This window comes from Stutzerimonas stutzeri (assembly GCF_018138085.1).
GTDB lineage: Bacteria > Pseudomonadota > Gammaproteobacteria > Pseudomonadales > Pseudomonadaceae > Stutzerimonas > Stutzerimonas stutzeri_AI.
In genome coordinates, this window is sequence record NZ_CP073105.1 from 4,174,288 (window position 1) to 4,200,601 (window position 26,314).

At 64.0% G+C, this 26,314-nt stretch carries 27 protein-coding genes; 9 read left to right on the forward strand and 18 right to left on the reverse strand.

The genetic code is table 11. The features are described 5' to 3' along the window. The first annotated feature begins 49 nt into the window (after nt 1-49). Both KCX70_RS19245 and lipA read left to right on the forward strand, forming a co-directional pair. Nucleotides 50-1,345 (forward strand): lytic murein transglycosylase, encoded by a 1,296-nt coding sequence (locus KCX70_RS19245; RefSeq protein WP_212618489.1) that lies wholly within the window; start codon nt 50-52, stop codon nt 1,343-1,345. 283 nt (nt 1,346-1,628) lie between these two features. Beyond that, nucleotides 1,629-2,681: a lipoyl synthase gene (lipA, locus tag KCX70_RS19250; RefSeq protein ID WP_212618490.1), complete on the forward strand. Its 1,053-nt coding sequence runs from the start codon at nt 1,629-1,631 to the stop codon at nt 2,679-2,681. An 89-nt stretch (nt 2,682-2,770) separates the two neighbouring features. Here the strand turns inward: lipA and lipB are convergent, their stop codons facing one another. The 11 genes from lipB to KCX70_RS19305 all read right to left on the reverse strand — a co-directional run bounded on the left by lipB (nt 2,771) and on the right by KCX70_RS19305 (nt 12,892). Then, nucleotides 2,771-3,427, reverse strand: a complete 657-nt coding sequence (gene lipB / locus KCX70_RS19255; protein ID WP_212618491.1) for a lipoyl(octanoyl) transferase LipB — start codon at nt 3,425-3,427, stop codon at nt 2,771-2,773. A 49-nt stretch (nt 3,428-3,476) separates the two neighbouring features. After that, a complete protein-coding gene (locus KCX70_RS19260) occupies nt 3,477-3,761 on the reverse strand; it encodes a DUF493 domain-containing protein (protein WP_021209681.1) in 285 nt (94 codons plus the stop codon). A 61-nt stretch (nt 3,762-3,822) separates the two neighbouring features. Next, nucleotides 3,823-4,980, reverse strand: a complete 1,158-nt coding sequence (locus tag KCX70_RS19265) for a D-alanyl-D-alanine carboxypeptidase family protein (RefSeq protein WP_021209682.1) — start codon at nt 4,978-4,980, stop codon at nt 3,823-3,825. 77 nt (nt 4,981-5,057) lie between these two features. Further along, nucleotides 5,058-6,044: a septal ring lytic transglycosylase RlpA family protein gene (locus KCX70_RS19270; RefSeq protein ID WP_212618492.1), complete on the reverse strand. Its 987-nt coding sequence runs from the start codon at nt 6,042-6,044 to the stop codon at nt 5,058-5,060. Further along, the gene (gene mltB / locus KCX70_RS19275; RefSeq protein WP_241787031.1) at nt 6,041-6,925 is read right to left on the reverse strand and encodes a lytic murein transglycosylase B; all 885 of its coding nucleotides are present in this window, start codon (nt 6,923-6,925) and stop codon (nt 6,041-6,043) included. Before mltB ends, KCX70_RS19270 begins: the two co-directional genes overlap by 4 nt. Before the next feature lie 146 nt (nt 6,926-7,071). Next, nucleotides 7,072-8,217 (reverse strand): rod shape-determining protein RodA, encoded by a 1,146-nt coding sequence (gene rodA, locus KCX70_RS19280; protein WP_021209685.1) that lies wholly within the window; start codon nt 8,215-8,217, stop codon nt 7,072-7,074. Beyond that, on the reverse strand, nt 8,214-10,103 hold the full coding sequence (mrdA, locus tag KCX70_RS19285; RefSeq protein ID WP_021209686.1) for a penicillin-binding protein 2: 1,890 nt from the start codon (nt 10,101-10,103) through the stop codon (nt 8,214-8,216). Before mrdA ends, rodA begins: the two co-directional genes overlap by 4 nt. Nucleotides 10,104-10,119: 16 nt before the next feature. Next, a complete protein-coding gene (gene rlmH / locus KCX70_RS19290) occupies nt 10,120-10,587 on the reverse strand; it encodes a 23S rRNA (pseudouridine(1915)-N(3))-methyltransferase RlmH (RefSeq protein ID WP_102846659.1) in 468 nt (155 codons plus the stop codon). Between the two features lie 6 nt (nt 10,588-10,593). Continuing rightward, nucleotides 10,594-10,953: a ribosome silencing factor gene (gene rsfS / locus KCX70_RS19295; RefSeq protein ID WP_212618493.1), complete on the reverse strand. Its 360-nt coding sequence runs from the start codon at nt 10,951-10,953 to the stop codon at nt 10,594-10,596. Between the two features lie 14 nt (nt 10,954-10,967). Then, complete coding sequence (gene nadD / locus KCX70_RS19300) at nt 10,968-11,627, reverse strand: nicotinate-nucleotide adenylyltransferase (protein WP_102853195.1); 660 nt, start codon at nt 11,625-11,627, stop codon at nt 10,968-10,970. Next, a complete protein-coding gene (locus KCX70_RS19305) occupies nt 11,627-12,892 on the reverse strand; it encodes a glutamate-5-semialdehyde dehydrogenase (RefSeq protein WP_212620391.1) in 1,266 nt (421 codons plus the stop codon). Before KCX70_RS19305 ends, nadD begins: the two co-directional genes overlap by 1 nt. 256 nt (nt 12,893-13,148) lie before the next feature. Between KCX70_RS19305 and KCX70_RS19310 the strand changes: the two genes are divergently transcribed. Further along, nucleotides 13,149-14,468: a bifunctional DedA family/phosphatase PAP2 family protein gene (locus KCX70_RS19310; protein ID WP_212618494.1), complete on the forward strand. Its 1,320-nt coding sequence runs from the start codon at nt 13,149-13,151 to the stop codon at nt 14,466-14,468. Between the two features lie 20 nt (nt 14,469-14,488). Here KCX70_RS19310 and KCX70_RS19315 read toward each other — a convergent pair whose 3' ends face one another. Genes KCX70_RS19315 through KCX70_RS19325 form a run of 3 tightly spaced genes read right to left on the reverse strand, consistent with a single transcriptional unit; the run spans nt 14,489 to nt 16,179 of the window. Then, complete coding sequence (locus tag KCX70_RS19315; protein WP_212618495.1) at nt 14,489-15,091, reverse strand: LON peptidase substrate-binding domain-containing protein; 603 nt, start codon at nt 15,089-15,091, stop codon at nt 14,489-14,491. 9 nt (nt 15,092-15,100) lie between these two features. Continuing rightward, nucleotides 15,101-15,820 carry an LrgB family protein gene (locus tag KCX70_RS19320; protein WP_021209693.1) on the reverse strand — a complete coding sequence of 240 codons (720 nt, stop codon included), beginning with the start codon at nt 15,818-15,820 and terminating at the stop codon, nt 15,101-15,103. Beyond that, entirely contained in the window at nt 15,817-16,179 is a 363-nt protein-coding gene (locus KCX70_RS19325) for a CidA/LrgA family protein (protein WP_021209694.1), read from the reverse strand. Before KCX70_RS19325 ends, KCX70_RS19320 begins: the two co-directional genes overlap by 4 nt. Before the next feature lie 183 nt (nt 16,180-16,362). Here KCX70_RS19325 and KCX70_RS19330 point away from each other — a divergent pair, with 183 nt between their 5' ends. From KCX70_RS19330 to KCX70_RS19340, 3 genes are all read left to right on the forward strand, one after another. Next, the gene (locus tag KCX70_RS19330) at nt 16,363-16,818 is read left to right on the forward strand and encodes a MaoC family dehydratase (RefSeq protein ID WP_212618496.1); all 456 of its coding nucleotides are present in this window, start codon (nt 16,363-16,365) and stop codon (nt 16,816-16,818) included. A gap of 75 nt (nt 16,819-16,893) precedes the next feature. Beyond that, a complete protein-coding gene (locus KCX70_RS19335) occupies nt 16,894-18,570 on the forward strand; it encodes a C13 family peptidase (protein WP_212618497.1) in 1,677 nt (558 codons plus the stop codon). A 21-nt stretch (nt 18,571-18,591) separates the two neighbouring features. Continuing rightward, nucleotides 18,592-19,233 carry an oxidoreductase gene (locus KCX70_RS19340; RefSeq protein WP_212618498.1) on the forward strand — a complete coding sequence of 214 codons (642 nt, stop codon included), beginning with the start codon at nt 18,592-18,594 and terminating at the stop codon, nt 19,231-19,233. Between the two features lie 114 nt (nt 19,234-19,347). Here KCX70_RS19340 and orn read toward each other — a convergent pair whose 3' ends face one another. Both orn and KCX70_RS19350 read right to left on the reverse strand, forming a co-directional pair. Further along, complete coding sequence (gene orn / locus KCX70_RS19345) at nt 19,348-19,890, reverse strand: oligoribonuclease (protein WP_021209698.1); 543 nt, start codon at nt 19,888-19,890, stop codon at nt 19,348-19,350. Between the two features lie 28 nt (nt 19,891-19,918). Further along, a complete protein-coding gene (locus tag KCX70_RS19350) occupies nt 19,919-20,728 on the reverse strand; it encodes a class I SAM-dependent methyltransferase (protein WP_212618499.1) in 810 nt (269 codons plus the stop codon). Between the two features lie 125 nt (nt 20,729-20,853). On the opposite strand from KCX70_RS19350, the gene rsgA reads away from it, so the two are divergent. Next, nucleotides 20,854-21,885, forward strand: coding sequence for a small ribosomal subunit biogenesis GTPase RsgA (gene rsgA / locus KCX70_RS19355; protein ID WP_212618500.1), 1,032 nt, complete (start codon nt 20,854-20,856; stop codon nt 21,883-21,885). A gap of 19 nt (nt 21,886-21,904) precedes the next feature. Here rsgA and motB read toward each other — a convergent pair whose 3' ends face one another. Together motB and motA are read right to left on the reverse strand one after the other, a co-directional pair. Next, the gene (motB, locus tag KCX70_RS19360) at nt 21,905-22,903 is read right to left on the reverse strand and encodes a flagellar motor protein MotB (protein WP_212618501.1); all 999 of its coding nucleotides are present in this window, start codon (nt 22,901-22,903) and stop codon (nt 21,905-21,907) included. Between the two features lie 5 nt (nt 22,904-22,908). Continuing rightward, a complete protein-coding gene (gene motA / locus KCX70_RS19365; RefSeq protein WP_021209702.1) occupies nt 22,909-23,760 on the reverse strand; it encodes a flagellar motor stator protein MotA in 852 nt (283 codons plus the stop codon). Between the two features lie 175 nt (nt 23,761-23,935). On the opposite strand from motA, the gene KCX70_RS19370 reads away from it, so the two are divergent. Next, nucleotides 23,936-25,444 carry an HDOD domain-containing protein gene (locus KCX70_RS19370; protein WP_212618502.1) on the forward strand — a complete coding sequence of 503 codons (1,509 nt, stop codon included), beginning with the start codon at nt 23,936-23,938 and terminating at the stop codon, nt 25,442-25,444. A 44-nt stretch (nt 25,445-25,488) separates the two neighbouring features. Then, a complete protein-coding gene (locus KCX70_RS19375; RefSeq protein WP_212618503.1) occupies nt 25,489-26,304 on the forward strand; it encodes a rhodanese-like domain-containing protein in 816 nt (271 codons plus the stop codon). Nucleotides 26,305-26,314 lie beyond the last annotated feature (10 nt).

Below are 26,314 nucleotides of genomic sequence, written 5' to 3' on the forward strand. Positions count from 1 at the left end.
AGGCAAAGCGTGATAATGTCGTCCGTCGATGCCTTGCCGAGAGTGGTGCATGCTTTACACCTTCGTTCCCGTTCTGCTGTTGCGTAGCCTGATTGCCGGTTCGGCGCTGTGCATCGTGGTCGCCTGCGCCGCCGAGCCCAATGCACCGGTCACTGCCACGGCCACCGCTCAATTGCCGGCTACGCCCCAACCGCTTCCGGCACCGCCAGGCGAAGCCGAGCCGACAACGGTAAGCTTCGCCGAATGGCGCGAAACCTTCCGCAGGGAAGCCCTGCAAGCAGGCATACCGGCATCAGTGTTCGATCGCGCCTTCGCCGGCGTTACCCCCGACCCGAGCATCATCGTCGCCGACCGCAGCCAACCCGAATTCACCCGCCCCGTATGGCAATACCTGGAAGGCGCCCTGTCGCAGCAGCGAGTCGAGGGCGGCAAGCGCCTGCTGCGCCAACACCAGCAGACCCTGGATGGCATCGAAGCGCGCTACGGCGTCGGTCGGAACACTCTGGTAGCTATCTGGGGGCTGGAGAGCAGCTTTGGGCAGATCATGGGCGACAAGGGCGTGATTCGTTCGCTCGCCACTCTCGCGCATGAAGGGCGGCGTCCCGACTTCGCCAAGAGCCAGCTGCTGGCGGCACTGCAGATCCTTGAGCACGGCGATGTCACCGCCGAGCAGTTGCGTGGCTCCTGGGCCGGCGCCATGGGGCAGACCCAGTTCATTCCCACCACCTACAACACCCACGCAGTGGATTTCGACGGCGATGGCCGGCGGGATATCTGGAACAGTTCGGCCGACGCGCTGGCCTCAGCCGCTCACTACCTTCAAGCGTCGGGCTGGAAAGCCGGACAACCCTGGGGCTTCGAAGTCAGCCTGCCGGATGGCTTCGACTACGCACTGGCTGATAGCGTCATTCGCAAGCCGTTGTCCGAGTGGCGCCGCCTGGGTCTACGCGGCCTGCCCGCGACCATGGACGAAGCGAGCGCCAGCCTGTTGCTGCCCGCCGGCTACCGCGGGCCCGCCTTCCTGGTCCTCGACAACTTCAGGACCATTCTGCGCTACAACAACTCGTCATCGTACGGGCTGGCGATCGGCCTGCTTTCCGAGCGTTTCGACGGTGCCGGCCGGGTCCGGGCGAGCTGGCCGCAGGGCGAGCAGCCCCTGAGCCGCTCCGAGCGCGTCGAGCTGCAGGAGCGTCTGTCGAACCAGGGCTTCGATCCGGGCGCCGCAGATGGCATCATCGGCGCCAACACCCGCAACGCCATCCGCAGCTTCCAACAGCAGCTCGGCTGGCCCGCCGATGGCCATCCAACGCAGGAATTGCTGGGCCGCTTGCGCGCAGAGCCATAGCCGAGCAGCGCCGAACTAATCGGCCCTGCTCCGCCCCGAGCCGCTCTCTCCAAGAACAGGTCACGCTCGCCCTCGCCGGCAGTGTCGCTGGCGCACGTGAGGCGCCAATTGGTTCGGCCGCGTGAAACCCAAGCATCACTCCCTGCACAGCGCCTGCCGCAGCAGCCTGGGCAACCGACTGACGCCTCGCCAGACGGACCGTGCAGTCAGTGCCTGTGATAAACTGCCCGGCGGCCACAAAACTGCCTCGTCCCCGGAGCCTCTAGCGGAGCCCAGAAAGCCGATGTCCGAAATCTCCCAGCCCAAAACCGTCGCCAGCGGCGAAAAATTCCGCACCAGCCAGGGCATTACCGCGATCAAGGACGGGCAGAAGCGCCGGGCCTCGAGCGAGCCCCAGGTGTTCGAACCCAAGCCCAAATGGCTACGGGTCAAGGCCCCCAGCGGCAGCCGCTTCGAAGCGGTCAAGCGCAACGTCGGTGAGCACCGTCTGAGCACCGTGTGCCAGGAATCTCATTGCCCGAACATGGGTGAATGCTGGTCCAACGGCACCGCCACCATCATGCTGATGGGATCGGTGTGCACGCGCGCCTGCCGCTTCTGTGCGGTGGATACCGGCAATCCCAACGGCTGGCTGGATCTGGAAGAGCCACAGAACACCGCCAAGTCGGTGGAACTGATGGCCCTGCGCTACATCGTGCTGACCTCGGTGGATCGCGACGACCTGGAAGATGGCGGTGCCAGCCATTACGCAGCCTGCGTACGGGCCATCAAGGACAACACGCCGCAGGTGGTGGTCGAGGCGCTCACGCCGGATTTCGACGGTGACCACCAGGCCATCGAACGCGTGGTCGATTCCGGCCTGGAGGTGTTCGCGCAGAACGTCGAGACGGTCAAGCGTCTGACCCGCGAAGTACGCGACCCACGTGCGGGCTACGAGAAGACGCTCAAGGTTCTCGAGCACGCCAAGAAACACCGTCCGGAGGTACTCACCAAGACCAGCCTGATGCTCGGCCTGGGCGAGACCGATGAAGAAATCCTGCAAACCATGGACGACCTGCGCGCCATCGGCGTGGACATCCTTACCCTCGGCCAGTACCTGCAACCGACCCGCAACCATCTGCCGGTCAAGCGATGGGTCAGCCCGGAAGAATTCAACCGTTTCCGCGATATCGGCCTGGAAAAGGGCTTTATGGAAGTGGCCGCTGGCCCGCTGGTGCGCTCCAGCTACCGGGCCGACCGGGTGTTCGAAAAGAACAATCTGGGCCTGGCCGCGCCGGTGCCGGTACCCGGCCAGTCGTTCGACAGCAGCCTGATTCCGACCCTCAACCTGAACTGATCGGGTCGAACAACGCCCGCTCCAGACGCCGTCTGGGGCGGGCGTTTTCATATCCGCTCCCGCTCACATCGCACGAGCCAGCGCTCGGCTTAGTATTCCATTGCGCCTGTCAGAGTCTGCTGCTGCGCGTACCCGAGGTGCTTGACCAGTTGCTCGCGCAGGCGGGCACTGACCTCGGAAAAGGCGACTGGCCCCGCGACCAGATCCGCCAACTGGGTCATGCTCATCCCGGCGTAGCCGCAAGGGTTGATCCGCCCGAAGGGCTCCAGGTCCATGTCCACATTGAGCGCCAGACCGTGGAACGAGCGCCCGTTACGGATGCGCAGACCGAGCGATGCGATCTTCGCCCCATCGACATAGACCCCCGGCGCGTCGGGCTTGGAGATGGCCTGTACATCGTAGCTGGCGAGCAAATCGATGAGACTTTGCTCGATGCGGCTGACCAGTTCGCGGACACCGATGCCCAGTCGCCGGACGTCCAGCATCAGGTAGCACACCAACTGCCCCGGGCCGTGATAGGTGACCTGCCCACCCCGATCAGCCTGTACCACCGGAATATCGCCGGGCAACAACAAATGTTCGGGCCTGCCGGCCTGACCCTGGGTGAATACCGGCGGATGCTGCAACAGCCAGATCTCGTCGCCGGTGGCCGGCCCACGCTCATTGGTGAAACGCTGCATCGCTTGCCAGGCGGGCTGGTATTCCAACAAGCCGAGCTCACGCACCCCGAGGATAGCGGTGCTCATTGGCGAATTCCGGTTTCGATCAGCTGAGGCCGATACGGGCAGCCAGACATCAGAGCACCATGTGCACGCGGCCGGTCGCGCGTAGATCGACATGGATCGCCTGCAGCTGCTCGACGCTGGTCGCCGTGATCAGCACCTGTACGGACAGGAAGCGCCCGTTGCGGCTGTCGCGAGCGACCAATGTGGTTTCGTCGAAGTCCGGCGCATGCCGCCGAATCACCTCCACCACCGTCGCGCTGAAATCCTCACCGGCATCCCCGATCACCTTGATCGGGTAACGCTCGCAGGGAAATTCGATTTTCGGTGGTGCTGCATCAGTTTTACGTTCGGTCATGGGTAACGGACTCGTGATCCGCGAGCACGCCCGGCGGATAGCCGGGCGCGCTCAAGAGGCATCAGTTGAAAAGGTTGAAGAAGAACAGCTGGATGCTATCCCAGAGTCGGCTGAACAGCCCACCCTCTTCCACGGTCTCGAGGGCGATCAGATCGGTGCTCTGCAGCACTTGGCCATCGAGCGTGACGTCGACTCGACCGATCACGTCGCCCTGCTGGATCGGGGCCGTGAGTTCAGGATTGAAGGTCAGGCCAGCCTGCAGCTTGTCCAACTGTCCGCGCGGCAGGGTCAGAGTCAGGTCGTCCTGCAGACCCGCGCTGATCTGGTCCTGTTGGCCTTTCCAGACGCGGGACTTGGCCAGCTCGACGCCCTTCTGATAGAAGGTCTTGGTCTCGAAGAAACGGAACCCGTAGGTCAGCAGCTTCTGCGTCTCGGCCGCACGGGCCTGCTCGCTGTTGGTGCCGAACACCACGCTGATCAGGCGCATGCCATCACGCACCGCGGAGGCGACCAGGCAGTATCCCGCCTCCTCGGTATGCCCGGTCTTGAGCCCGTCAACGGTCTTGTCGCGCCACAGCAGCAGGTTGCGGTTGGGCTGCTTGATATTGTTCCAGAAGAATTCCTTCTGCGCGTAGATGCTGTAATGCGCCGCGTCCTCGTGGATGATCGCGCGGGCCAGCTTGGCCATGTCGGCTGCCGAAGAGTAATGCTCGGGGTTCGGAAGCCCGGTGGCGTTCATGAAGTGCGAGTTGCTCATGCCCAGCCGCTGGGCCGTGCTGTTCATCAGATCAGCGAAGGCTTCCTCGCTGCCGGCAATGTGCTCGGCCATGGCAACGCTGGCGTCGTTGCCCGACTGGATGATGATGCCGTGCAGCAGATCGTCGACCGATACCTGCGTGTTGACCTGGATGAACATCCGCGAGCCACCGGTACGCCAGGCCTTTTCGCTGACCGTGACCATGTCGCTCTCGGAAATCTGGCCCTTCTTGATTTCCAGCGTGGCGATATAGGCCGTCATCAGCTTCGTCAGGCTGGCCGGGGGCAGGCGCTCGTCTCCCGCGTTCTCGACCAGTACCTTGCCACTGGCCGCGTCCATCAGAACGTAGGATTTCGCCGCCAGTTGCGGTGGCGATGGAATGACTGGCTCGGCCCAGGCTACCGGCGCGACGACCAGCACGGTGAGGAGGAACAGTCGATGCACGAAGGTGGTGATAGTCATTGCTCTCTCAGAAAGATTGATGTGCCAAAGGGTTGTTGAATAAGCGCGCCATGTTTTTTTTCGAGCACCGGAAGGGGCTAATCACCCCGCACCCGCCGGGGATTTCCCAGGTTGGCGAGACGAACGCTTTGCTCGAGCTGCGCGGCTTCATCCGCGGAGTGGATCGGCCCCAGGCGCACCCGATGCAGAATCTGCTCCTGATGCACCACGGAACTGACGAACACTGGCGCGGCAGTCATGCTGCTGAGCTTGTCACGCAACAGCTGGGCCGCGTCCGGGTTGGCGAACGCACCGACCTGCAGGAACACGCCTGGCTTGGCCGCAGCGGCCGGCTTGTCGCCTTTGTCGACCTGCACCGGCAAGGTGGCGCCGGCGTGCTGTGCCGGCGGCGGCGTGTACTGTTCGACGGGCTGCGCCAGCGAAGGCCCGGCAACCTTGCTGGGGGCTTGCGACTGCGCCAGCACCATGGGTACCGGCTGCCCGCGTTCGGCCCACCACTGCTCGGGGTCGATGCCTTCGACCTTGACCCGCGCCGTACCGACTTCGGCGTAACCCAGCTTCTTCGCCGCAGCGAACGACAGGTCGATGATCCGATCGGAGTAGAAGGGGCCGCGGTCATTGACCCGCAACACCACGGTCTTGCCGTTGTCGAGATTGGTCACCCGCACGTAGCTGGGCAACGGCAGTGTCTTGTGTGCGGCGCTCATGCCATACAGGTCGTATTTCTCGCCGTTGGCGGTAGGCTGGCCATGGAACTTGGTGCCGTACCACGACGCCGTCCCGGTCGCGCGATAGTTACGCCCATCGCCGATCGGATAGTAGGTCTTGCCCAGCACCGTGTAAGGATTGGCCTTGAACGGGCCGTTATGCGGCATCGGTGTCGCATCCGGAATGCGCGAGACATCCACGTCCCACCAGGGCGCGCCGTCCTTGTGCGGGCGAGCATAGTCACCGGCACTGCCAACGCCGGCAGTCGCCGCCGGCCCCGAGGAGCGTGGCGTCGGCGACGAACAACCGGCCAGGAGGGCAACGGCAAGGGCCGTCGCCAGCAAACGAGCGGTCATTGATCACCTCGCGCGCGCGCCAGCCGTTCGGCGAGCTGCTGCACCGCCATGGCGTACATCACGCTCCGGTTGTAGCGCGTGATGACATAGAAATTCGGCAAGCCGACCCAATACTCGTCGCCGTCGGCGCCATCCAGGCGGAAAGCCGTCACGGCGGTGTCATCGGCGATAGCCTTGTCGGTCCGCCACTGCCAGCCCAGCTCACGCAACTCGGCCGCACTCAGGACCGGCTCGAGGCCCTCGGTCAGACCTTCGCCGTGCCGCTCGCCCTTGACAGTGGCGCGGGCGACCACCGGCTCGCCGGCCACCCAGCCGTGCTGTTTGAAGTAATTGGCGGCACTGCCGATAGCGTCGACGGGGTTTTTCCAGATGTCGATATGGCCATCGTCATCGAAGTCCACGGCATACGCGCGAAAACTGCTCGGCATGAATTGCGGCAAGCCCATCGCACCGGCATACGAGCCGGTCAAGGTGAGCGGGTCTACCTGTTCTTCACGCGCCAACAACAGGAACTCCTTGAGCTGCTGGCGGAAGAAGGGTTCGCGTGGCGGGTAATCGAAACTCAACGTGGACAGCGCATCGATGACGCGATAATTGCCGGTATTGCGCCCGTAAAAGGTTTCGACGCCGATGATCGCGACGATGATTTCGGCCGGCACGCCATAGACTTGCTCGGCCCGCGCCAGCGCTGCTTCGTTTTCCCGCCAGAAGTCGACGCCCTGCGCGATGCGTGAATCGGTGATGAAGATCGGCCGGTACTCTTTCCAGGGCTTCACGCGCTCGGCCGGCCGCGAGATGGCGTCGAGAATGGCCTGCTTGCGTTCTGCCTGTGCCAGCATTTCCACCAGCTGCTCACCGGCGAATCCGTAATCCTGGGTCATTTCACGAACGAACTCGGCAACCTTCTCGCCTTCATAGTCCGCCGCAATCGCCACGGAGGCGCAGCCGAACCCACTGAACAGACCCGCTCCGCAAAGCACCCGTGCCAACCAGCCACGCCGTAATGGATTCAAGAAATTCACTCTAATCAAACCTGTGCGATCCACTTGCGATGGGTGTGAATCGACATCAAAACCCCGAACCCTGATAGCAGGGTCACCAATGAAGTGCCACCGAAACTGATGAAGGGCAACGGCACCCCCACGATCGGAAGCAGCCCGCTGACCATACCGATGTTGATGAATACATAGACGAAGAACGTCATCGTAAGCGCGCCGGCAAGCAGCTTGCCGAACAGCGTTTGCGCCTGGGCGGTGATCACCAACCCGCGCGCGATCAGCAACGAGTAAACGAACAGCAGCAAGCAGACGCCGACCAGGCCGAACTCTTCAGCGAGGACCGCAATGATAAAGTCCGTATGGCTTTCCGGCAAAAAATCCAGGTGCGACTGGGTACCCATCAGCCAGCCCTTGCCAAACACGCCACCGGAACCGATCGCCGCCTTGGACTGGATGATGTTCCAGCCGGTCCCGAGTGGATCGCTCTCCGGATCGAGAAAAGTATGCACACGCTGCTTCTGGTAGTTGTGCAGAACGAAATACCACATGCCCACGGCGACGGGCACGAGGGCCGCGACGGCGCCCAGTATCCAGCGCCACCGCAGGCCGGCCATGAACAGTACGAAGGCACCGGAGACCAGCACTAGCATCGAGGTGCCCAGGTCCGGCTGTTTGAGAATCAGCACGAAGGGCGTCAGGATCAGGCCGAGGCTGACCATCGTGTGCTTGATGCCCGGCGGCAACGCCCGGGCGGACAGATACCAGGCAATGGTCATCGGCATGATGATCTTCATGAATTCCGATGGTTGAAAGCGAATCACCCCGGGGATGCTGATCCAGCGGGTCGCGCCCATGGCGGTGTAACCAATGAAATCCACCGCCACCAGCAGCGCCACGACCATGAGATACCCCAGCGGCACCCAGCGCGCCATGAATCGCGGCTCCAGCTGGGCGATCACCAGCATGGCGCCGAGACCGATGCCGTACGAAGCCGCCTGCTTGAGCAGCAGATCCCAACTCTTGCCGCCGGCCGAATAGAGCACGAACAGGCTGCCGGCGGCCAGCAGCAGCAACAGCAACAGCAACACCCCGTCAATGTGCATGCGCTGCAGCAAGGTCGCCCGCCGGCGCATCACGTCGGTGGTCGACAGGGTACGATCGAATGTCCCGCTCATTGCTTGGCCACCTCGGCGGTCGGCGGTTTCGCATATTCGGCCTTCAGTTCGCCGTTTTCATCGAGCAGCCAGGCGTCCATGACCTGCTTGGCCACCGGCGCGGCGACACCGGAACCGGACTCACCGTTCTCGACCATGACCGCCACCGCGATTTGTGGATTGTCCACAGGCGCGAATGCGACGAACAGCGCGTGGTCGCGATGGCGCTCGGCAAGCTTGCCGCTGTCGTAGCGCTCACCCTGCTTGATCGCCACCACCTGGGCGGTACCGCTTTTGCCGGCGCCGCGGTATTTCATCGTGTCGCCGACCTTTCTCGCCGTACCGCGCGCGCCGTGCAGGACCTGCTCCATGCCATTGATCGCGGCCTTCCAGTAGCGTGGATCGCGCAACTCGATATCCGGCACCGGCTCCGGATCGACCGGAGCCTGGCCCTCGAGGCTTTTCGCCAGATGCGGCCGAATCCACTTGCCATGGGTCGCCATCAGCGCCGTGGCCTGTGCCAGCTGCAACGGTGTGGCCTGCATATAGCCCTGGCCGATGCCGAGAATGACGGTTTCGCCCGGATACCAGGGTTGACGGTAACGGGCACGCTTCCAATCGCGCGACGGCATCAGCCCGGCGGTCTCCTCGAACATGTCCAGCGCCACGCGCTGTCCGATGCCGAAACGACTCATGTAGTCGTACATGCGGTCGATGCCCATCTTGTGTGCCAGCTCGTAAAAATAGGTGTCGTTGGAGCGCATGATGGCAGTCTCCAGATTCACCCAACCATCGCCACCACGGTTCCAGTTGCGGTACTTGTGCTTGACGTTCGGCAGCTGGAAAAAGCCGGGATCGAATACTCGCGTGTCCTCGGTGACGACGCCGGTATCGAGACCGGCCACTGCCATCATCGGCTTGATCGTCGAGCCGGGCGGATACAGCCCGCGCAACACCCGGTTGAACAGCGGCCGGTCGATCGAATCGCGAAGCTCGCCGTACGCCTTGAAACTGATGCCCGTCACGAACAGATTCGGATCGAAGCTCGGTTGACTGACCATCGCCAGCACCTCGCCGGTTGCCGGCTGCAGCGCCACGACCGCCCCTCTACGCCCCGCCAGCGCGGCTTCCGCCGCCTTTTGCAGATCCAGATCCAGGGTCAGGGTAATGTCCTTGCCGGGGATCGGATCGGTCCGCTTCAGCACCCGCAGCACTCGGCCACGCGCATTGGTCTCAACCTCCTCGTAGCCCACCTGACCGTGCAGCTCGTCTTCGTAGAAGCGTTCGATGCCGGTCTTGCCGATATGATGCGTGCCGCTGTAGTTGACCGGATCGAGCTGCTTGACCTCCGCCTCGTTGATACGCCCGACGTAACCGACCGAGTGCGCGAAGTGTTCGCCCTGCGGATAATGCCGGACCAGCTGCGCCGCGACCTCGACGCCAGGCAGGCGGAACTGGTCGACGGCGATGCGGGCGATCTGCTCCTCGGACAGCTCGTACATGATGGGTACCGGCTCGAACGGCCGGCGCCCTTGCAGCACGCGCTTCTCGAACAGCTCCCGCTCCTCGCTCGACAACCCCAGCACCTCGACCACGGTGTCGAGCGTCTTGCGCCAGTCCTCGGCGCGCTCACGGGTGACCGTCAAGCTGAAGCTCGGCCGGTTGTCGGCAATGATCTTTCCGGTCCGATCGAAGATCAGCCCCCGGTTGGGCGGAATCGGCTGAACATGGACCCGGTTGTTTTCCGAGAGTGTGGAGTGGTACTGGTACTGGATGACCTGCAAGTAATACAGGCGCGCAATCAAGACCCCGATCAACAGCACCACCATCACGCCACCCACGAGCACGCGCTGACGCACCAGGCGGGCGTCCTTTTCGTGGTCCTTGAGGGGAATGGGCTGTGACATCTTGGGCTTGGCTGAACTACTTGTGGTAAGGATGGCCCGACAGCAACGACCAGGCGCGATATATCTGCTCGCCGATGAGGATGCGCACCAGCGGATGAGGCAAGGTCAAGGGTGACAGCGACCAGCGCTGCTCACTGCGCGCGCAGACTTCGGGGGCCAATCCTTCCGGACCTCCGACCATCAGATTCACGTTGCGTGCATCGAGGCGCCAGCGTTCCAGCTCGGCGGCCAGTTGTTCGGTGCTCCAGGGTCGCCCGGTCACTTCCAGAGTGACGATTCGTTCGCCCGGTTGCACCTTCGCCAGCATGGCCTCGCCTTCCTGGCGTATCAGCCGCGTCACATCGGCATTCTTGCCGCGTGTGTTGAGCGGAATCTCGTGCAGTTCCAGTGGCAGCTCGGACGGCAGGCGCTTGGCATACTCGTGCCAACCGTCCTCGACCCAGCGCGGCATCTTCGACCCCACCGCCACCAGCTTGATCCGCACGGGTGTTTATTCCTGCTCGCCGGCGTGCTGCGCGCGGCTCTGCTCCGCTCCCTGCCAGAGACGCTCAAGGTCATAGAACTGGCGAGTCGGCACCTGCATGACATGCACCACCACATCGCCCAGGTCGAGCAGCGCCCACTCGCCGCCGTCCAGGCCTTCGCTGCCCAACGGCCGCACGCCCTGCGCCTTGACCTTTTCCAGCACGTTGTCGGCCAACGACTTGACGTGACGGCTGGAGGTACCGCTGGCGATCACCATGAAATCGGTGACGCTGGTCTTGCCGCGCACATCGATGGTAGTGATATCGGCGCCTTTCAGGTCTTCCAGGGCGCTGACGGCCAGCTGGACCAAAGAATCATTTTGCATAACTTGAAACAACCTCAGTTCGACGCCCGGTAAAGTCCGTGCGCGTTGATATAAGCCAGTACGGCGTCGGGTACGAGAAAACGGACCGATCGGCCGCTGGCCAGAAATTGACGAATTCGTGTCGCTGACACCTCGAGCGGCGCCTGCCAGACGAAAGCGATTTGTCCGCTGCGGCCAGAAAGCGCCAGCGGGTCGTTGACGCTGCGCGCCGCCAGCAGGTCGCGCAAGGCTTGCGGCGCGTCGCTATCGGCATCCGGCCGCTGCATGACCAGGATGTGACAGTGATCGAGCAGTTCTTCCCAGCGATGCCAGCTGGGCAGCCCGCAAAAGGCATCCCAGCCGACGATGAGATGGATCTGATCCTGCTGATCCAGCTCTTCACGCAACGACTCCAGCGTGTCGAGTGTGTACGAAGGCCTGTCGCGCTCCAGCTCGCGCGCATCGACCGCGAGCGGCGGCACGTCCTGCACCGCCAGCCGAACCATGGCCAGACGATCCTGAGCGGAGCTGTTCGGCGCCTCGCGGTGCGGCGGGCGAAAGTTGGGAACGAGCCGCACTTCGTCGAGGCCGAGCGTCTCGGCCACTTCCAGCGCCCCGCGGAGGTGCCCGATATGCACCGGGTCGAAGGTACCGCCGAGAACGCCGATGCGCCGTGGCCGTTGATTAACGCCCATCAAGTACGCACATGGCCGTCGCCGAAGACTACATACTTCTCGCTGGTCAGCCCTTCCAGCCCCACCGGACCACGCGCGTGCAGCTTATCGGTGGAGATGCCGATCTCGGCGCCCAGGCCGTATTCGAAGCCATCGGCAAAGCGGGTGGAGGCATTGACCATCACCGACGCGGAATCCACTTCGGTGATGAAGCGCCGGGCGTCGGTGAAGTTTTCCGTGATGATGGCGTCGGTGTGCTGAGAACCGTAGCGGTTGATATGTTCGATCGCCTGGTCGAGCGAATCGACCACTCGGATCGACAGGATCGGCGCGTTATACTCGGTGGTCCAGTCCTCTTCGCTGGCCGCATGCACCGCTTCGCCGAGCAGCTCGCAGGTGCGCGGGCAGCCACGCAGCTCGACGCCCTTTTCGTGGTAGATGGCCGCAAGCGGCGGCAATACGCGCGCTGCGATGGCCGTATGCACCAGCAGCGTTTCCATGGTATTGCACGGCGCGTAGCGCTGGGTCTTGGCGTTGTCGGCCACACGAATGGCCTTGTCGAGATCGGCGGCCTGGTCGATGTAGACATGGCAGATGCCGTCCAGATGCCTGATCACCGGGACCTTGGCATCGCGGCTGATGCGTTCGATCAGGCCCTTGCCGCCGCGCGGCACTATGACATCGACATAGTCCGGCATGGTGATCAACGCGCCGACGGCAGCACGATCGGTGGTCTCGACGACCTGCACCGCTGCGGCCGGCAGCTCGGCTTCGGCCAGCCCCAGCTGGATGCAGCGGGCAATCGCCTGGTTCGAATGAATCGCTTCCGAGCCGCCGCGCAGAATCGTCGCGTTGCCAGACTTCAAGCAGAGGCTGGCGGCATCGATGGTCACGTTCGGCCGCGACTCGTAGATGATGCCGACCACGCCCAGCGGCACGCGCATCTTGCCCACCTGAATGCCGGAGGGCAGATAGCGCATGTCGCGGATTTCACCAATCGGATCGGGCAAGGTCGCAACCTGGCGCAACCCCTCGATCATGTCGTCGATACGCGCCGGCGTCAGCGCCAGCCGGTCGAGCATGGCCTCGTCCAGGCCGTTGGCGCGCCCAGCGGCGAGGTCTTGCTGGTTGGCTGCCACCAATTCCTCGCGCGCGGCATCGAGCGCAGCGGCCGCGGCATGCAGGGCTCGATTCTTCTGCGCGGTGGTGGCGCGCGCAAGCACCCGCGACGCCTCGCGAGCGGCGCGACCGAGGCGGGTCATGTAGTCGAGTACGGACTCGGTCATGGTCTGGCTGGCCTGACTGGAGAGAAAGCGGCTGATTATAGCCACCCATGCGTCCGGCGCACAGCGGCGTCGGGCGAATGGCTGAAAAGCGTGGCGTGCAGTAGCCTGATCCGCCCGAGCCGTCGCGCGCCCGACAACCGCTCACCGCAAGCTGAAGCCGTCGGGGGCGCCATCAACATTGGCAGAATCATGCCCGGCACTTGAAACCGGAGCGCCAGCTGCCAGGTCGAAACCCTCTCGACTCAAGGAAACCTCCATGCCCGAATGGCTCACCACACTCACCGGCTGGCTCGCTGACAATCCACAATGGCTGGGCTTGAGCCTGTTCCTGGTGGCGTGCCTGGAGTGTCTCGCGGTGGTGGGCCTGCTGATGCCCGGCACCGTCCTCATATTCGGTATCGCTGTGCTCGCCGGCAGTGGCGTGCTGAGCCTCGGCGAAACCCTGCTGCTGGGTTACGCCGGTGGCCTGCTGGGCGACCTGCTGTCCTACGGACTGGGACGCCGCTATCACCAGAGCATTCGTAGTATGCGGGGCCTGCGCAACAACCCGCAGTGGCTGACCCGCGCCGAGCTGTACTTCGAGCGCTACGGCATCGCCAGCCTGCTGGTGGGGCGCTTCATCGGCCCGCTGCGCCCCATGCTTCCTCTCACCGCCGGCATGCTCGACATGCCATTCGGACGCTTCCTGCTGGTCAGCCTGGTCGCCGCAGCCGGCTGGGCGATGGCTTATCTGTTGCCGGGCTGGACAGCCGGCGCGGCCGTGCGATTGCCGCTGCCCGACGATTTCTGGCCAGAGGCGGGCGTGGTGATCGCGGTACTGTTGCTGCTGATCGGCGGCGTGGTGCACGGCAGCCTGCATCAGTTGCGCTGGGTCACACCGTACGCAGCGGCACTCAGCGCCGCCACACTGATCGGCCTGTTCATCGGCTGGCCCTATCTGGTGGAGTTCGACCAAGGCCTGATGACGGTAGTCCAGGGCGAGCGCAGCCCGATATTCGATCGTTTCGTGGTCGTGGTCACGCGGGCCGGGGATTTCCATACCCAGCTGTGGGCCGCAGTACTGTTGAGCGTGCTGCTGCTCGTGGTGAAACAATGGCGAGCGGCGACGTTCGCTATCCTCACGCTACTGGGCACGGCACTGGCCAACGGCGCGCTGAAAGCGACGTTCGGACGGGTCCGTCCGGAAATCCTTCTCGAGCCCCTGCAAAGCTTCAGTTTCCCCAGCGGCCACAGCTCGGCGGCGTTCGCGTTCTTTCTTACCCTCGGGGTCCTTGCGGGGCGGGGCCAGCCGCCACGCCTGCGTCTGGCCTGGGTACTGCTGGCAGGACTGCCGGCAACCGCCATCGCGTTATCACGTGTCTACCTCGGAGTGCACTGGCCGACCGATGTGATCGCCGGTGCGGTTCTGGCCGCCACCATTTGCGCTGCGAGCCTGACCATCGTGCAATGGCGCGCACCGATGAATGCACTCTCGCCCAAGGTGTGGTGGCTGATCCTGCCCGCGGCCCTTGGCCTGATCGGCGCATTCTCGATCTGGGCATTGCCAGGCGCCATGCTGCTGTATCGCTATCAGTAGCCTACGGCCAGCAGCGCCCGCTAGACGTCGTCGCCATCGACCGCATCGCCCTGCAACTGCTCCAGCCAATGCTGGATTCGCTGCAGTTGCAGCGGCGCATCGTCCAACTGCAACAGTTCGACCTTCTGTTCCGGCTGAAAGGGCAGCAAATAGGCCAGCTGGTACGCCAAGGAACGCTGCCCCTGCACGGCACCGCCCATGCCCAGGGTTTCGACCAGCGGGTGCTGGCCCAGAGCCTCGAGCAGAATCGCCAGGTCAGCGTGCTCGTCACCCAGGGGCAGATCGCCGCCTTCGTCGCGCCAGCTGATCTCAGCGACGGTCAGCTGATCACGCTGCACCTCTGCCGACAGCACATCGAAGCGACGCCCGCCTTCGACGCGGATGCCCAGCAAGCCGTTGGGACGCTGCTGCCAGTCGCGAATCAGCGCCTCGCAACCGGTCGATGCGTACTCGCTCGCCGCCAGGCCCACCTCGCTGCCCTCGATGAGGCGGACCACACCGAAGCCATGACCGGCTTTTAGGCAGCTGCTGACCATATCCAGATAACGCGCCTCGAAGATCTGCAGATCGAGGGTGCAACCGGGAAACAACACGGTATCGAGCGGAAACAACGGCAGCTTCATATCAACTCCTCAGGACAACAGCAACACCGCCAGCGGCAGCAGCACGGCGGTCATCACCCCCATCAGGCTCATCGCCAACGCCGCGAAGGCACCGCACTCCTCGCTTTCCTGCAGTGCCTGCGCGGTACCCACCGCATGGGCGGTCAGGCCCAACGCCATGCCGCGGGCCGCAGGATGCTGAACGCCAAAGCGACGTAACAGTTCCGGACCGACGATCGCACCGATGATGCCGGTGATCATCACGAACACCGCGGCCAGCGCGACCACCCCGCCGATCTGCTCGGCTACCAGCATGGCGATCGGTGAGGTCACCGATTTCGGCGCCAGGGTCATCAGAATCACCTGGTCGGCGCCAAAGGCCCAGGCCAGAGCCATGCCGAGCGCAGTCGCAGCGGTACCCGCCAGCAACAGGGTCACCATGATCGGACCGAACAACTCGCGGATTCGGCGCAGATTCAGATACAGCGGGACCGCCAGCGCCACGGTGGCCGGTCCGAGCAGAACGGTGAGCATCTGCGCGCTGTCGCGGTATTGCTGGTAGGTCAGGCCGCAAGCCAGCAGGATGCCGACGACCATCAGCATCGACACCAGCACCGGCTGCAGAAACACCCAGCGAGTTTTCTCATAGGCGGCATAAGCCAACTGGAACGCCGCCAGCGTGATGGCTACGCCGAACAGCGGGTGATGAATCACCGCATCCCAGGCCGCCTGCCACTGCCCGCCGATCATGCTCGGCCCGCCCGACGCTGCTGGCGGCGGATCAGCGCCTGCATCAGCCAACCGGTGAACACCAGCGAGACCACCAAGGACAGCACCAGTACGCCGACGATGGCCCAGAAGTCGTCGAGAATCGCCTCGGTATAGGCCATCACGCCCACAGCCGGTGGCACCAGCAACAGCGGCAGGTAACGCAACAGGCTGCTGGCAGCCAGTTGCAGGGATTCACTGGCCTGGCCACGCATCAGCAGCGCCACGAACAGCAGCACCAGCCCGATGATCGGCCCCGGCAGCACCGGCAGGATCAACACGTTGAGTGCAGTGCCGAGCAGTTGGAACAGCACCAGCCAGGTTAGGCCGCGTAGCAGCATGGATGTCTCCTGAGTGAGGGAATCGACATTATAAGCCAGTCCCCGCCACCCGGCGGGGGCCGGCACGGGCTTGACCTATGGGCCACCATTCGCACGACCATGCGTGCTTGATCGATCCGCGGCCCCATGCTGATCTAACCCTCAGACGCTGCACCGACATAACAACAAACGTCCGGAGGTCATATGCCGCAGGTACCCGTCACTGAACTCAAGAACTACATTGGCAAGGAGCTCGGTCACTCCGACTGGCTCACCGTCGATCAGCAGCGTGTCGACCAGTTTGCCGAATGCACCGGCGACCATCAGTTCATTCATATCGATCCGGAGAAAGCCGCCCAGACGCCGTTTGGCGGCACCATCGCGCACGGCTACCTGTCCCTCTCGCTGCTGCCCCTGCTGATGGAGGACCTGATGGTCCGGCCCGAAGGCACCAAGATGGGGGTCAACTATGGTCTCGACAGCCTGCGCTTCATCCAGCCGGTGAGAGTCGGATCGCGGGTCCGTATAGCCGCGACACTGCTTGATGCCTATGAGAAGAATCCGGGGCAATGGCTGCTCAAGGCCCGCGCCGTCATGGAAATCGAAGGCGTGGAGAAACCGGCCTACATTGCCGAAACCCTGGCGCTCTGCGTCGTCTGACCTCACGGGGTGCGCCGTTGTCGCACCCCGCCCCGTTTGCGGCATACTGCCGGCCTCCTCTCTCTGGATAGCCGCATGCGCCGCCTCACCCTGCTTCTGCTCGCTTGCCTGCTGGTCGCCTGCGGCGATGGCGAGCCCTTGCTACCGCCCGACGCGGTGCTACCGGATGGAGGGCGCTACCGCGGCGAGATCGTCGACGGGCGCCTGCAAGGCCAGGGACGAATCGACTACCCCAACGGCAGCCTTTACCGCGGCGGATTCAAGGACGGCCAGTGGCATGGCCAGGGCAGTTGGCAAGGCGCCAACGGCGATCGCTACGAAGGCGAGTTCAGACAAGGCCTGTTCGAGGGCCAGGGGCGGTTCATCTACGCCACCGGCGGTGTCTACGAAGGTCAGTTCCGCGGCGGCAGCCTCAACGGCGAAGGTCGCTATACCGAAGCGGGCTTGAGCTACGAAGGCAACTTCAGGGACGGTCTCTACCACGGCCAAGGCAAGCTGCAGCACGACGGCACGACCTATCAGGGCGCGTTCGCCAACGGCCAGCCCAATGGCGAAGGCAGCCGCAGCGACGCCGACGGTGCATACAGCGGTACCTTCGTCGATGGCCAAGTGAACGGCGAAGGTGCCTATCGGGGCAATGGCGGCGATCACTACATCGGGCGCTTCGAGAATGACCTGTTTCACGGCCAGGGCCGCTATGAAGACGCCGACGGCAACGTCTGGACCGGAGGCTTCGAGCACGGCGAGCTGAGCGGCCCGGGCGAGTACGCCGGCATCGACGGCTCCCGCTACAAGGGCGCGTTCGAGCATTGGCAGTATCAGGGCGAAGGGCAACTGCAACAGCCGGACGGCAGCCGCTACCAGGGCCAGTTCCACGCCGGGCGGTTTCACGGGCCGGGCACGCTCACGCTGGCCGACGGCACCGAACAGCGCGGCATGTGGCGCGCCGGTCGCCTGAGCCATGACGCCACCGGCAAACGCCTGCCCGATCCGCTGGAAATCGGCCTGTTGCGCCAGGGGCCGCTGCTTGCAGACATGCTCGAGGCGGTGCCAGCCTCGACCGCAGCGGCAGAACTCTACAGCCTCACCGTCGCCGGCGACGGACGCCAGAGCGTGTTCATGCGTGAGGTGGATTATGTCGATGCACTGCTGGCCGAACGCTTCGCCGCGCGCGGCCAGATAACCTTGGTCAACCATCGCGACCAGCTCACCGAGCGGCCGCTGGCGACCCGCGAGACGATCGCGCGCGCTGTCCGTACGCTGGCCGAACGCAGTGGCGCCGAGGACCTGATTTTCATCTACCTGACCAGCCACGGCTCGGCCGATCATCAGTTGGTGCTGGCGCAGCCCCGCATGGCCCTGGAAGACCTTCCGGCAACGGACCTGGCGACCCTGCTGCAACCGCTTGCCGAACGCGACAAGGTGGTCGTGATCTCAGCCTGTTACTCCGGCGGCTTCATCGAGCCGCTGAAGAGCCCCAATACTCTGGTGATTACCGCCGCGCGCGCTGACCGCGTGTCGTTCGGCTGCTCCGAGGAAAGCGACTTCACCTACTTCGGCCGCGCCCTGTTCGCCGAAGCGCTGCAGCAAACCCGCGATATCGTGCAAGCGTTCACGCTGGCACAGGCGAGGGTTGCCGAACGGGAGCAAGCCGACCACTATCAGGCTTCGGAGCCGCAGATCTGGGCGCCGCAGCAGGTTGTCGAACACTGGCGAGTGCTGAACGAACCACAGCCCGCGCCGACCGACTGAATCGTCACAGGAAGCCAAACCATGTATTTGACGCCCCAGCGCATTTTGCTTGCCGGCGCCACCGGACTGACCGGCGAGCATCTGCTCGACCGCCTGCTCAACGAACCTACGGTCGAGTGCGTCCTCGCGCCAACCCGCAAACCCCTGGCCGAGCATCCGAGGCTGGAGAATCCGATCGGCCCGCTACGGACCCTGCTGCCGCAGCTGTCAGGCCAGATGGACACGGCATTCTGCTGTCTCGGCAGCACGCTCAAGGAGGCAGGAAGCCAGGACGCGTTCCGCGCCATCGATCTCGTTCTGGTCGTCGAATTCGCCAGGCGCGCGCGCGACCTGGGCGCACGACACCTTCTGGTGATCAGTTCCCTGGGCGCGAGCCCGGACAGCTCGATCTTCTACTGCCGGGTCAAGGGCGAAATGGAAGAAGCCTTGCGCGCTCAGGATTGGCCACAACTGACCATCGCACGCCCGTCGCAATTGCTGGGGCCGCGCATGGAAGTACGTCCGGTGGAACGATTGACCGCCCCACTCTCCTACCTGCTGCCTGGCAAGTACCGGGGCATTTCGGCCTGCACGCTGGCGCGCGCCCTCTGGCGCCTGGCGCTGGAGGAAGGTGATGGGATACGGGTGGTCGAGTCGGACGAGTTGCGGCGGCTGGGGAAATAGGCTGGAGGCCGAGCAGCGAAGCCGGCAAGCACCTCTCAGGCAAGTGAATTGCGGCTCGTCCAGCCCTCAGCCTTCAGCCTTCAGCCTTCAGCCTTCAGCGTCTTTTTCGTCTTTTCAGCTTTTGATGAAATGCTCGCGGTAATGACGCAGTTCGGCGATCGACTCACGGATGTCGTCCAGCGCCAGATGCGTCCCCCCCTTCTTGAAGCCGGCCAGCACGTCCGGTGCCCAGCGCGCGGCAAGCTCCTTGAGCGTCGAGACATCTAGGTTGCGATAGTGAAAATAGGCCTCCAGTCGCGGCATGCGCCGGTACAGGAAGCGCCGATCCTGGCAGATGCTGTTGCCGCAGATCGGCGACTTGCCCTTGGGCACCCATTGCTCGAGAAATGCCAAGGTCTGCGCCTCGGCTTCCTCGGTGGAAATCCGGCTGTCACGCACGCGCTGCGTCAAGCCCGAACCGCCGTGCTGCCGGGTATTCCACTCGTCCATGCCGGCGAGAATCTCGTCGCTCTGATGAATGGCAATGACCGGACCCTCAGCCAGTACGTTGAGTTGGCTGTCGGTGACGATGGTCGCCATTTCGATGATGACATCGTTGTCAGGATCCAGACCGGTCATTTCCAGGTCGATCCAGATGAGGTTCTGGGGGTTCTGCATGGTGGGCTCCTCGGCTGTGGCGCGCAGTTTAGCCGTTCGCGCAACGGCCGTCAGGTTGCGCATCGACGCCTGGACGCCAGATCAACAGGCGCGAACGTCGCCAGTCATCGACCGGCAGGGTTTCCTGCGGCTCGACACCGGGGACCTCGAAGCTGTTACTGATCAGCAAGGCGCTCGGCCGCATCTCGTCGCACGCCTTGCGCCACAACGCCGGCATGGGTGCCGGAGAGAGAAAGCAATAGACCACGTCGTAATCGCTCAGCGGCTCGCGCCAGAAGCTGCGAAAGCGCACTTGGCAGTTACGCTGGAACAGGCAGCGCAACCAGCACAGCGCGAAGGTCAGGGGCGCGGTCTCGACACCGACGAAGTGCGCGGCGGGATAGGCCCGCGACAGCCGTAGCAAGGTCCCGCCCAAACCGCTGCCCAGATCGATGAAGCGAAAACCATCCGGCAAATGGCCCAGACGCTGCTTCAGGCGCTGTTCGGCCGCGGTGCCTGTCAGATACAGCGGCACCCGCTCGCCCAGGGCATTCCAGTTCAGCAACAACAACGCGATAAAGCCGCCCAGCAGCAGCCAGGGCGGCAGCGCGTGGCCCTGCATCAGCACCAGCCCCGGAACGAAACCGATGTTGATCGGCAGCCACCAACGCGACAGGCCGAACCGCAGGCCCAGCAATGCTGCGAGCGCACCCTGCAGCCAGGCCGCGGTGAGCAGGCTGACATGCCAATCGAGCAGGCGCGCCAGCGCGAGCAACGCAAACCAGGTGAAGACTAGCGAAAGCAGTTGGCCAAGCATGGCCAGCAGGACGGGAAACCGCGCGAAGGGTAATGCTCGCATAGGCGCTCATCAGACCGGAAACCGACACAGAGTCTACCCCTCCGGCCGCAGCCCATACAGGGCCGTAGCCACGCGCGGGGGCATGCTAGACTCGCCTACTTTTCCAGCCCGGGCACCGCACATAAATGGCCAAACGCCAACTCAACCGCCGACAAAGCTGGCGCATCGAGAAAATCCAGGAAGAGCGCGCCTCACGGGCCGCGCGGCGAGAATCGCGCGCCGTTGAAGAGCTCGAGGGTGGCGATCTCGGCCCGGAACAAACCGGCCTGGTGATCGCTCACTTCGGCGTGCAGGTGGAAGTCGAGGCGCAGGAAGGCGAACACCGCGGTCAGTTGTTCCGCTGTCATTTACGCGCCAACCTGCCAGCCCTGGTGACCGGCGACCGAGTGGTCTGGCGACCGGGCAACCAAGGCATCGGCGTGATCGTCGCGCAACTGCCTCGGCAGACCGAGCTGTGCCGCCCCGACACCCGTGGCCAGCTCAAGCCGGTGGCGGCCAACGTCGACCTGATCGTCATCGTCTTCGCGCCCCTGCCGGAACCCCACGCCAATCTGATCGATCGCTATCTGGTCGCCGCCGAGCATGCCGGCATCACGCCCTTGCTGTTGCTGAACAAGGCGGACCTGATCGACGCCCAGAACCAGGGCGCTCTCGATGCGTTGCTGGCGGTGTACCGAACGCTGGGCTACCCGCTGATGGAAGTGTCGGCCCATGACGGCGCCGGCATGGACAGCCTGAAAGCACGCCTGGACGGCCATGTCAGCGTGTTCGTCGGGCAGTCCGGCGTAGGCAAGTCGTCACTGGTGAACAGCCTGCTACCGGGCGTCGATACCCGGGTCGGCGCGCTGTCCGAATTGACCGGCAAGGGCACGCATACCACCACCACCGCGCGACTGTTTCATTTTCCCGGTGGCGGCGAGCTGATCGACTCACCGGGCATCCGTGAGTTCGGCCTGGGGCATGTCAGCCGCGGCGACGTCGAAGCCGGCTTCATCGAGTTTCAGGAACTGCTCGGGCACTGCCGCTTTCGCGACTGCAAGCACGACCGCGAACCGGGCTGCGCACTCTTGAAAGCGCTGGAACAGGGGCGGATCCAGCCGCAACGAATGGCCAGCTATCGACACATCATCAGTAGCCTGCCGGAAGCCGAGTACTAGCTTGAACCCCGCGCGGCGATCATTCGCCGCCCGGCTGATCGAACTTCAGCACGCCGTCCTCGAAGATGTTCAGCCGCTCGCGCAGCGGAGCGGCCTGTAGCGGCTCGCCTGAGTTGGCTGCCGGCGCCGCAGCACTGGTGTCGGCTGCCGGCTTGGTCGCTTCGGCATCCGACTGTTCGCCTTCGATGTCGCGCTGCGCTTTTTTCGTCAGCACAAGAATATCGATGCGGCGATTGACCGGGTTCAGCGGATCGTTACGGTCGAACAGCGCCGAAGAGGCATAGCCCACCACGCGAGCGATCTGATCCTCTGGATAGCCGCCAGCGACCAGCGTCCGTCGTGCGGCGTTGGCACGCCCGGCGGACAACTCCCAGTTACCGAAATCCCCCCGCCCGGAATAGGGCTTGGCATCGGTATGGCCACTGACGCTGATCTTGTTCGGCACCGCGCGGATGGTATCGGCCATCGCCAGCAGGATGTCCTCGAAATAGGGCTGAAGCTGGGCGCTACCGAGCGCGAACATCGGCCTGTTCGCAGCGTCCATGATCTGGATGCGCAATCCGTCCTGGGTGATCTCGAACAGTATCTGATCCTTGAAGCGGGTCAGCTCGGGATTCTCGTCGACCTTGTTCTGCAACTCCTGTAGCAACAGCTCCAGTCGTTCACGCTCCAGCTGTTCGGAGAGCGTTTCGACCTGCTCGGCGTCAAGCGACGCCTCGGTCTGCTTGGCCGCCGGATCGATCACGTCATTGAGTGTGCGGTCCGGGGCGGGCGTGGGCGTGCCACCGAGATCGATTACGTGCGGGCTCGCGCTCTCGGTGAAACCGATCGGGTCCTGAAAGTAGCCGGAAATGGCGCGCTTCTGCTCCGGCGTGGCGGAAGACATCAGCCACATCACCAGAAAGAAGGCCATCATGGCCGTCGCGAAGTCGGCGAAGGCAATCTTCCAGGCGCCGCCATGGTGGCCGGCGGCCGACTTCTTGACGCGCTTGACGATGATTGGCTGGGTGTTTTCCATGTCGCTTAGCTACCACGCATGGCTTGTTCGAGTTCGGAGAAGCTCGGACGATGCGCCGGCAGCAGCACCTTGCGTCCAAACTCCACGGCAAGCGTCGGCGGCATGCCGGATGCCGAGGCCACCAGGGTCGCCTTGATGGCCTCGTAGAGGTTCACCTCTTCCTTGGCATCGTGCTCAAGCGCTGCAGACAGCGGCCCGAAGAAACCATAGGACGCGAGGATACCGAGGAAGGTACCCACCAGCGCGGTCCCCACCTTCTCGCCGATTTCCGCGTTGTTGGCCTCGGCCAGCACCGACATGGTGATGACGATCCCCAGTACCGCCGCCACGATACCCATCGCCGGCAGGCCGTCAGCGATCTTGGACACCGCGTGCGAAGGGTGTTCGAGTTCTTCCTTGAGGCCATTGAGCTCCATGTCGAACAGGCCTTCCAGCTCATGCGGCGCCATGTTTCCAGAGGACATGATGCGCAGGTAATCACAGATGAACGCCGTCATCCGGTCGTCCTTGAGGATCGCCGGGTATTTGCTGAAGATCGGGCTGGCGCTGGGGTCTTCGAGGTCGGCCTCGATCGCCATCATGCCTTCGCGGCGGCTCTTGTTGAGAATCTCGTAGAGTAGCCCCAGCACTTCCAGGTAGTACTTATGGGTGAAGCGCGTGCTGAACATCTGCAGCGACTTCTTGAACACCACCTTGGTGGTGCTGCCTGGGTTGGCCTGCAGGAAACCGCCGAGGGCAGCGCCGCCGATGATCATCACCTCGAACGGGTGAATCAGCGCGCCGAGCTTGCCGCCGGACAGCACAAAGCCGCCGAGCACACTGGCGATAACTACGATGATGCCGATGATTTTTGCCATAGAAGGTACGTCTAAAACCTGATCTCAGGGCACCTGAAACAAGTCGCGCGAAGTCGCACGAGCTTGCATGGGGACAGGCGAAGGGGCAGATGAAAAGAATTGTTCTGGTTATCGGAACTTTTGCGCCAGACTAAAGGCCATCCCGATGAAATGCTAGTTCGACGGCGCCATCATAATGACCCAAGTACCCCGCACGCTTGACGCCTGGCTCGATGCACTGGACGCCGTCGTGCTGCCCGCGGCTGCCGCTCCGTACGCCCGCGTCCAGCGAGCACTGCGCGACAGCAGCCTGTCCCTGCGACAGATCGCCGAGCTGATCCAGACGAGCCCGGCCCTGGCACTGGTCGTCATCCGCGAAGCCAACCGCGGCGCGGCGGCGAGCAGCAAACCCGCCGAAAGCCTGGAAGTCGCCCTCAGCCGTATCGGCCTGAAGCGCGCAGAGGCCCTGTTTGCAAACATCCCCGCTGCTAGACCTGACGAGATACCGGCGCCGCTGCGACAGGTGTTGCTCATCAGCCAGCACGCCAGCCAGCAGGCCAGCGGGCTGTTCGCTTCGCGCCTTGCGCGGCTCTGGCAAGAGATCCATTGGGGCAGCCTGCTGTTTCTCGCCCCCGTCTGGGCGATGGTCGCGGCCCACCCACAACTGCTCGATGAGTGGGAGCAACGCGTGCTGGTCAAGCGCGAACCGGCTCGCCAGGTCGAGCAGTCGCTGCTCGGCGTGTCGCTGCTGGAACTCTGTATCGCGACCGCCAAGCGCTGGGGGCTGCCCGACTGGATCATCCAGGGCTATCAGCTGCTCAACGAGCATCGACGCATGCTGATCAAAGCGCTGCACATCGCTCGCGATAACGAGCACCCGCTGCATCAGCAGCAGATGCTCGATGCCGACCCGCCGTTGCGTCGCTGGCTTACGCTGCCGAGCAACACCATCGTCCTGGCCAACGGCCTGGCGCTGTCGGCGCACCACAGCTGGAGCGGCGTTCACAGCCTGCGCTGGCAGCGGCTGGCCGGCCTCTATCTGCAGGTTCCGCTGGCAGAGCTGCAGCAGATGGTGCATCAGCAGGCCGCCAGCAGCGCGCGAGCGATCGGAGCGACCGAGCTCTGGCACCCCGCTCAGGGCCTGCTCTGGCCATGGGAATGCGTTTTCCAGATGGAGCGGACCGCCGCATCGCCCAATACCGAAGCGTCCGCGCAATGGCGCGCGCATTGCCGTGAATTGCTTTGCGAACCCTGCCCATACGACAACATCGTTCAGCTCACCGCGGCCGCCTGCAACGCTCTGAGCTGTGCCGGCCTGCAACGGGTGCTGTTGATGCTCGTCGACCGCAAGCAACGGCGCCTTGTCAGCCAGCAGAGCAGTGGCCTGCCGCGCGAGGCTGCGCGCCTGGTGCTTGATGTGGACTCGAGCCAGGTGCTGCGCAAGCTGCTTGAAAAACCCGCACTGCTGCGGCTCAAGCCGGACAATCTGGCGCAGTTCTCGGCCATGCTGCCAGGGGCGCTGAAGTCGCTTTTTCCCAGCGAGCACCTGCTACTGCGCTCGATTGGCCATGAGGGCCGGGTCGTGATGTTGCTTGCGGCCGATCAGAACAACACCGCGTTCAGCGAAGCGAACCTGCAGCTGTTCACCAAGACCGTCCAATGCATCGAGCGAGCCCTGGCGACCTTCAGCAAGCGCGGTCGCTGATTTTTTCGCTAGACTTGGCCCTTCCCGAACGAGCGAGGATTGCCGTGTCCGCTTTTTCAACCCTGCCCCTGGTCATCGAGCCGGCCGACCTGGCCGAGCGTCTGGGCGCGCCCGAACTGATTCTGGTCGACCTGACCAGCGCTTCCCGCTACGCCGAAGGCCACCTGCCCGGGGCGCGATTCGTCGACCCCAAGCAGACCCAGCTCGGCCAGCCGCCAGCGCCCGGACTGCTGCCCGGCAAGCCCCAGCTGGAAGCTTTGTTCGGCGCGCTCGGGCATCGGGCCGACGCGGTCTACGTCGTCTATGACGATGAAGGCGGCGGCTGGGCCGGGCGATTCATCTGGCTGCTGGATGTCATCGGCCACCGGCATTACCACTACCTCAACGGCGGCCTGCGTGCCTGGCTGGCCGAGCAGCGGCCGCTATCGCAGGACAGCCCTGCCGCAGCGGGCGGGCCGGTCGCATTGCAACTCAGCGAAACACCCAGCGCCACCCACGAATACATCGAAAGCCGGCTCGGCTCCGCGGACCTGGTGATCTGGGATGCCCGCTCGCCCGAGGAGTACCGAGGCGAGAAGGCGCTGGCGGCACGTGCTGGCCATATTCCAGGCGCAATCAACTTCGAATGGACCGCAGCGATGGACCCGGCGCGCGCGTTGCGCATCCGCGAGGACATCGCCGAGCGCCTGGAAGCGCTCGGTATCACGGCCGACAAGGAAATCATCACCCACTGCCAGACGCATCATCGCTCGGGCTTCACCTACCTGCTGGCCAAGGCGCTGGGGTATCCGCGCATCAAGGGATATCCCGGCTCCTGGGGCGAATGGGGCAACCTGCCCGACACCCCCATCCAGCAATGAAAAGGCTCTC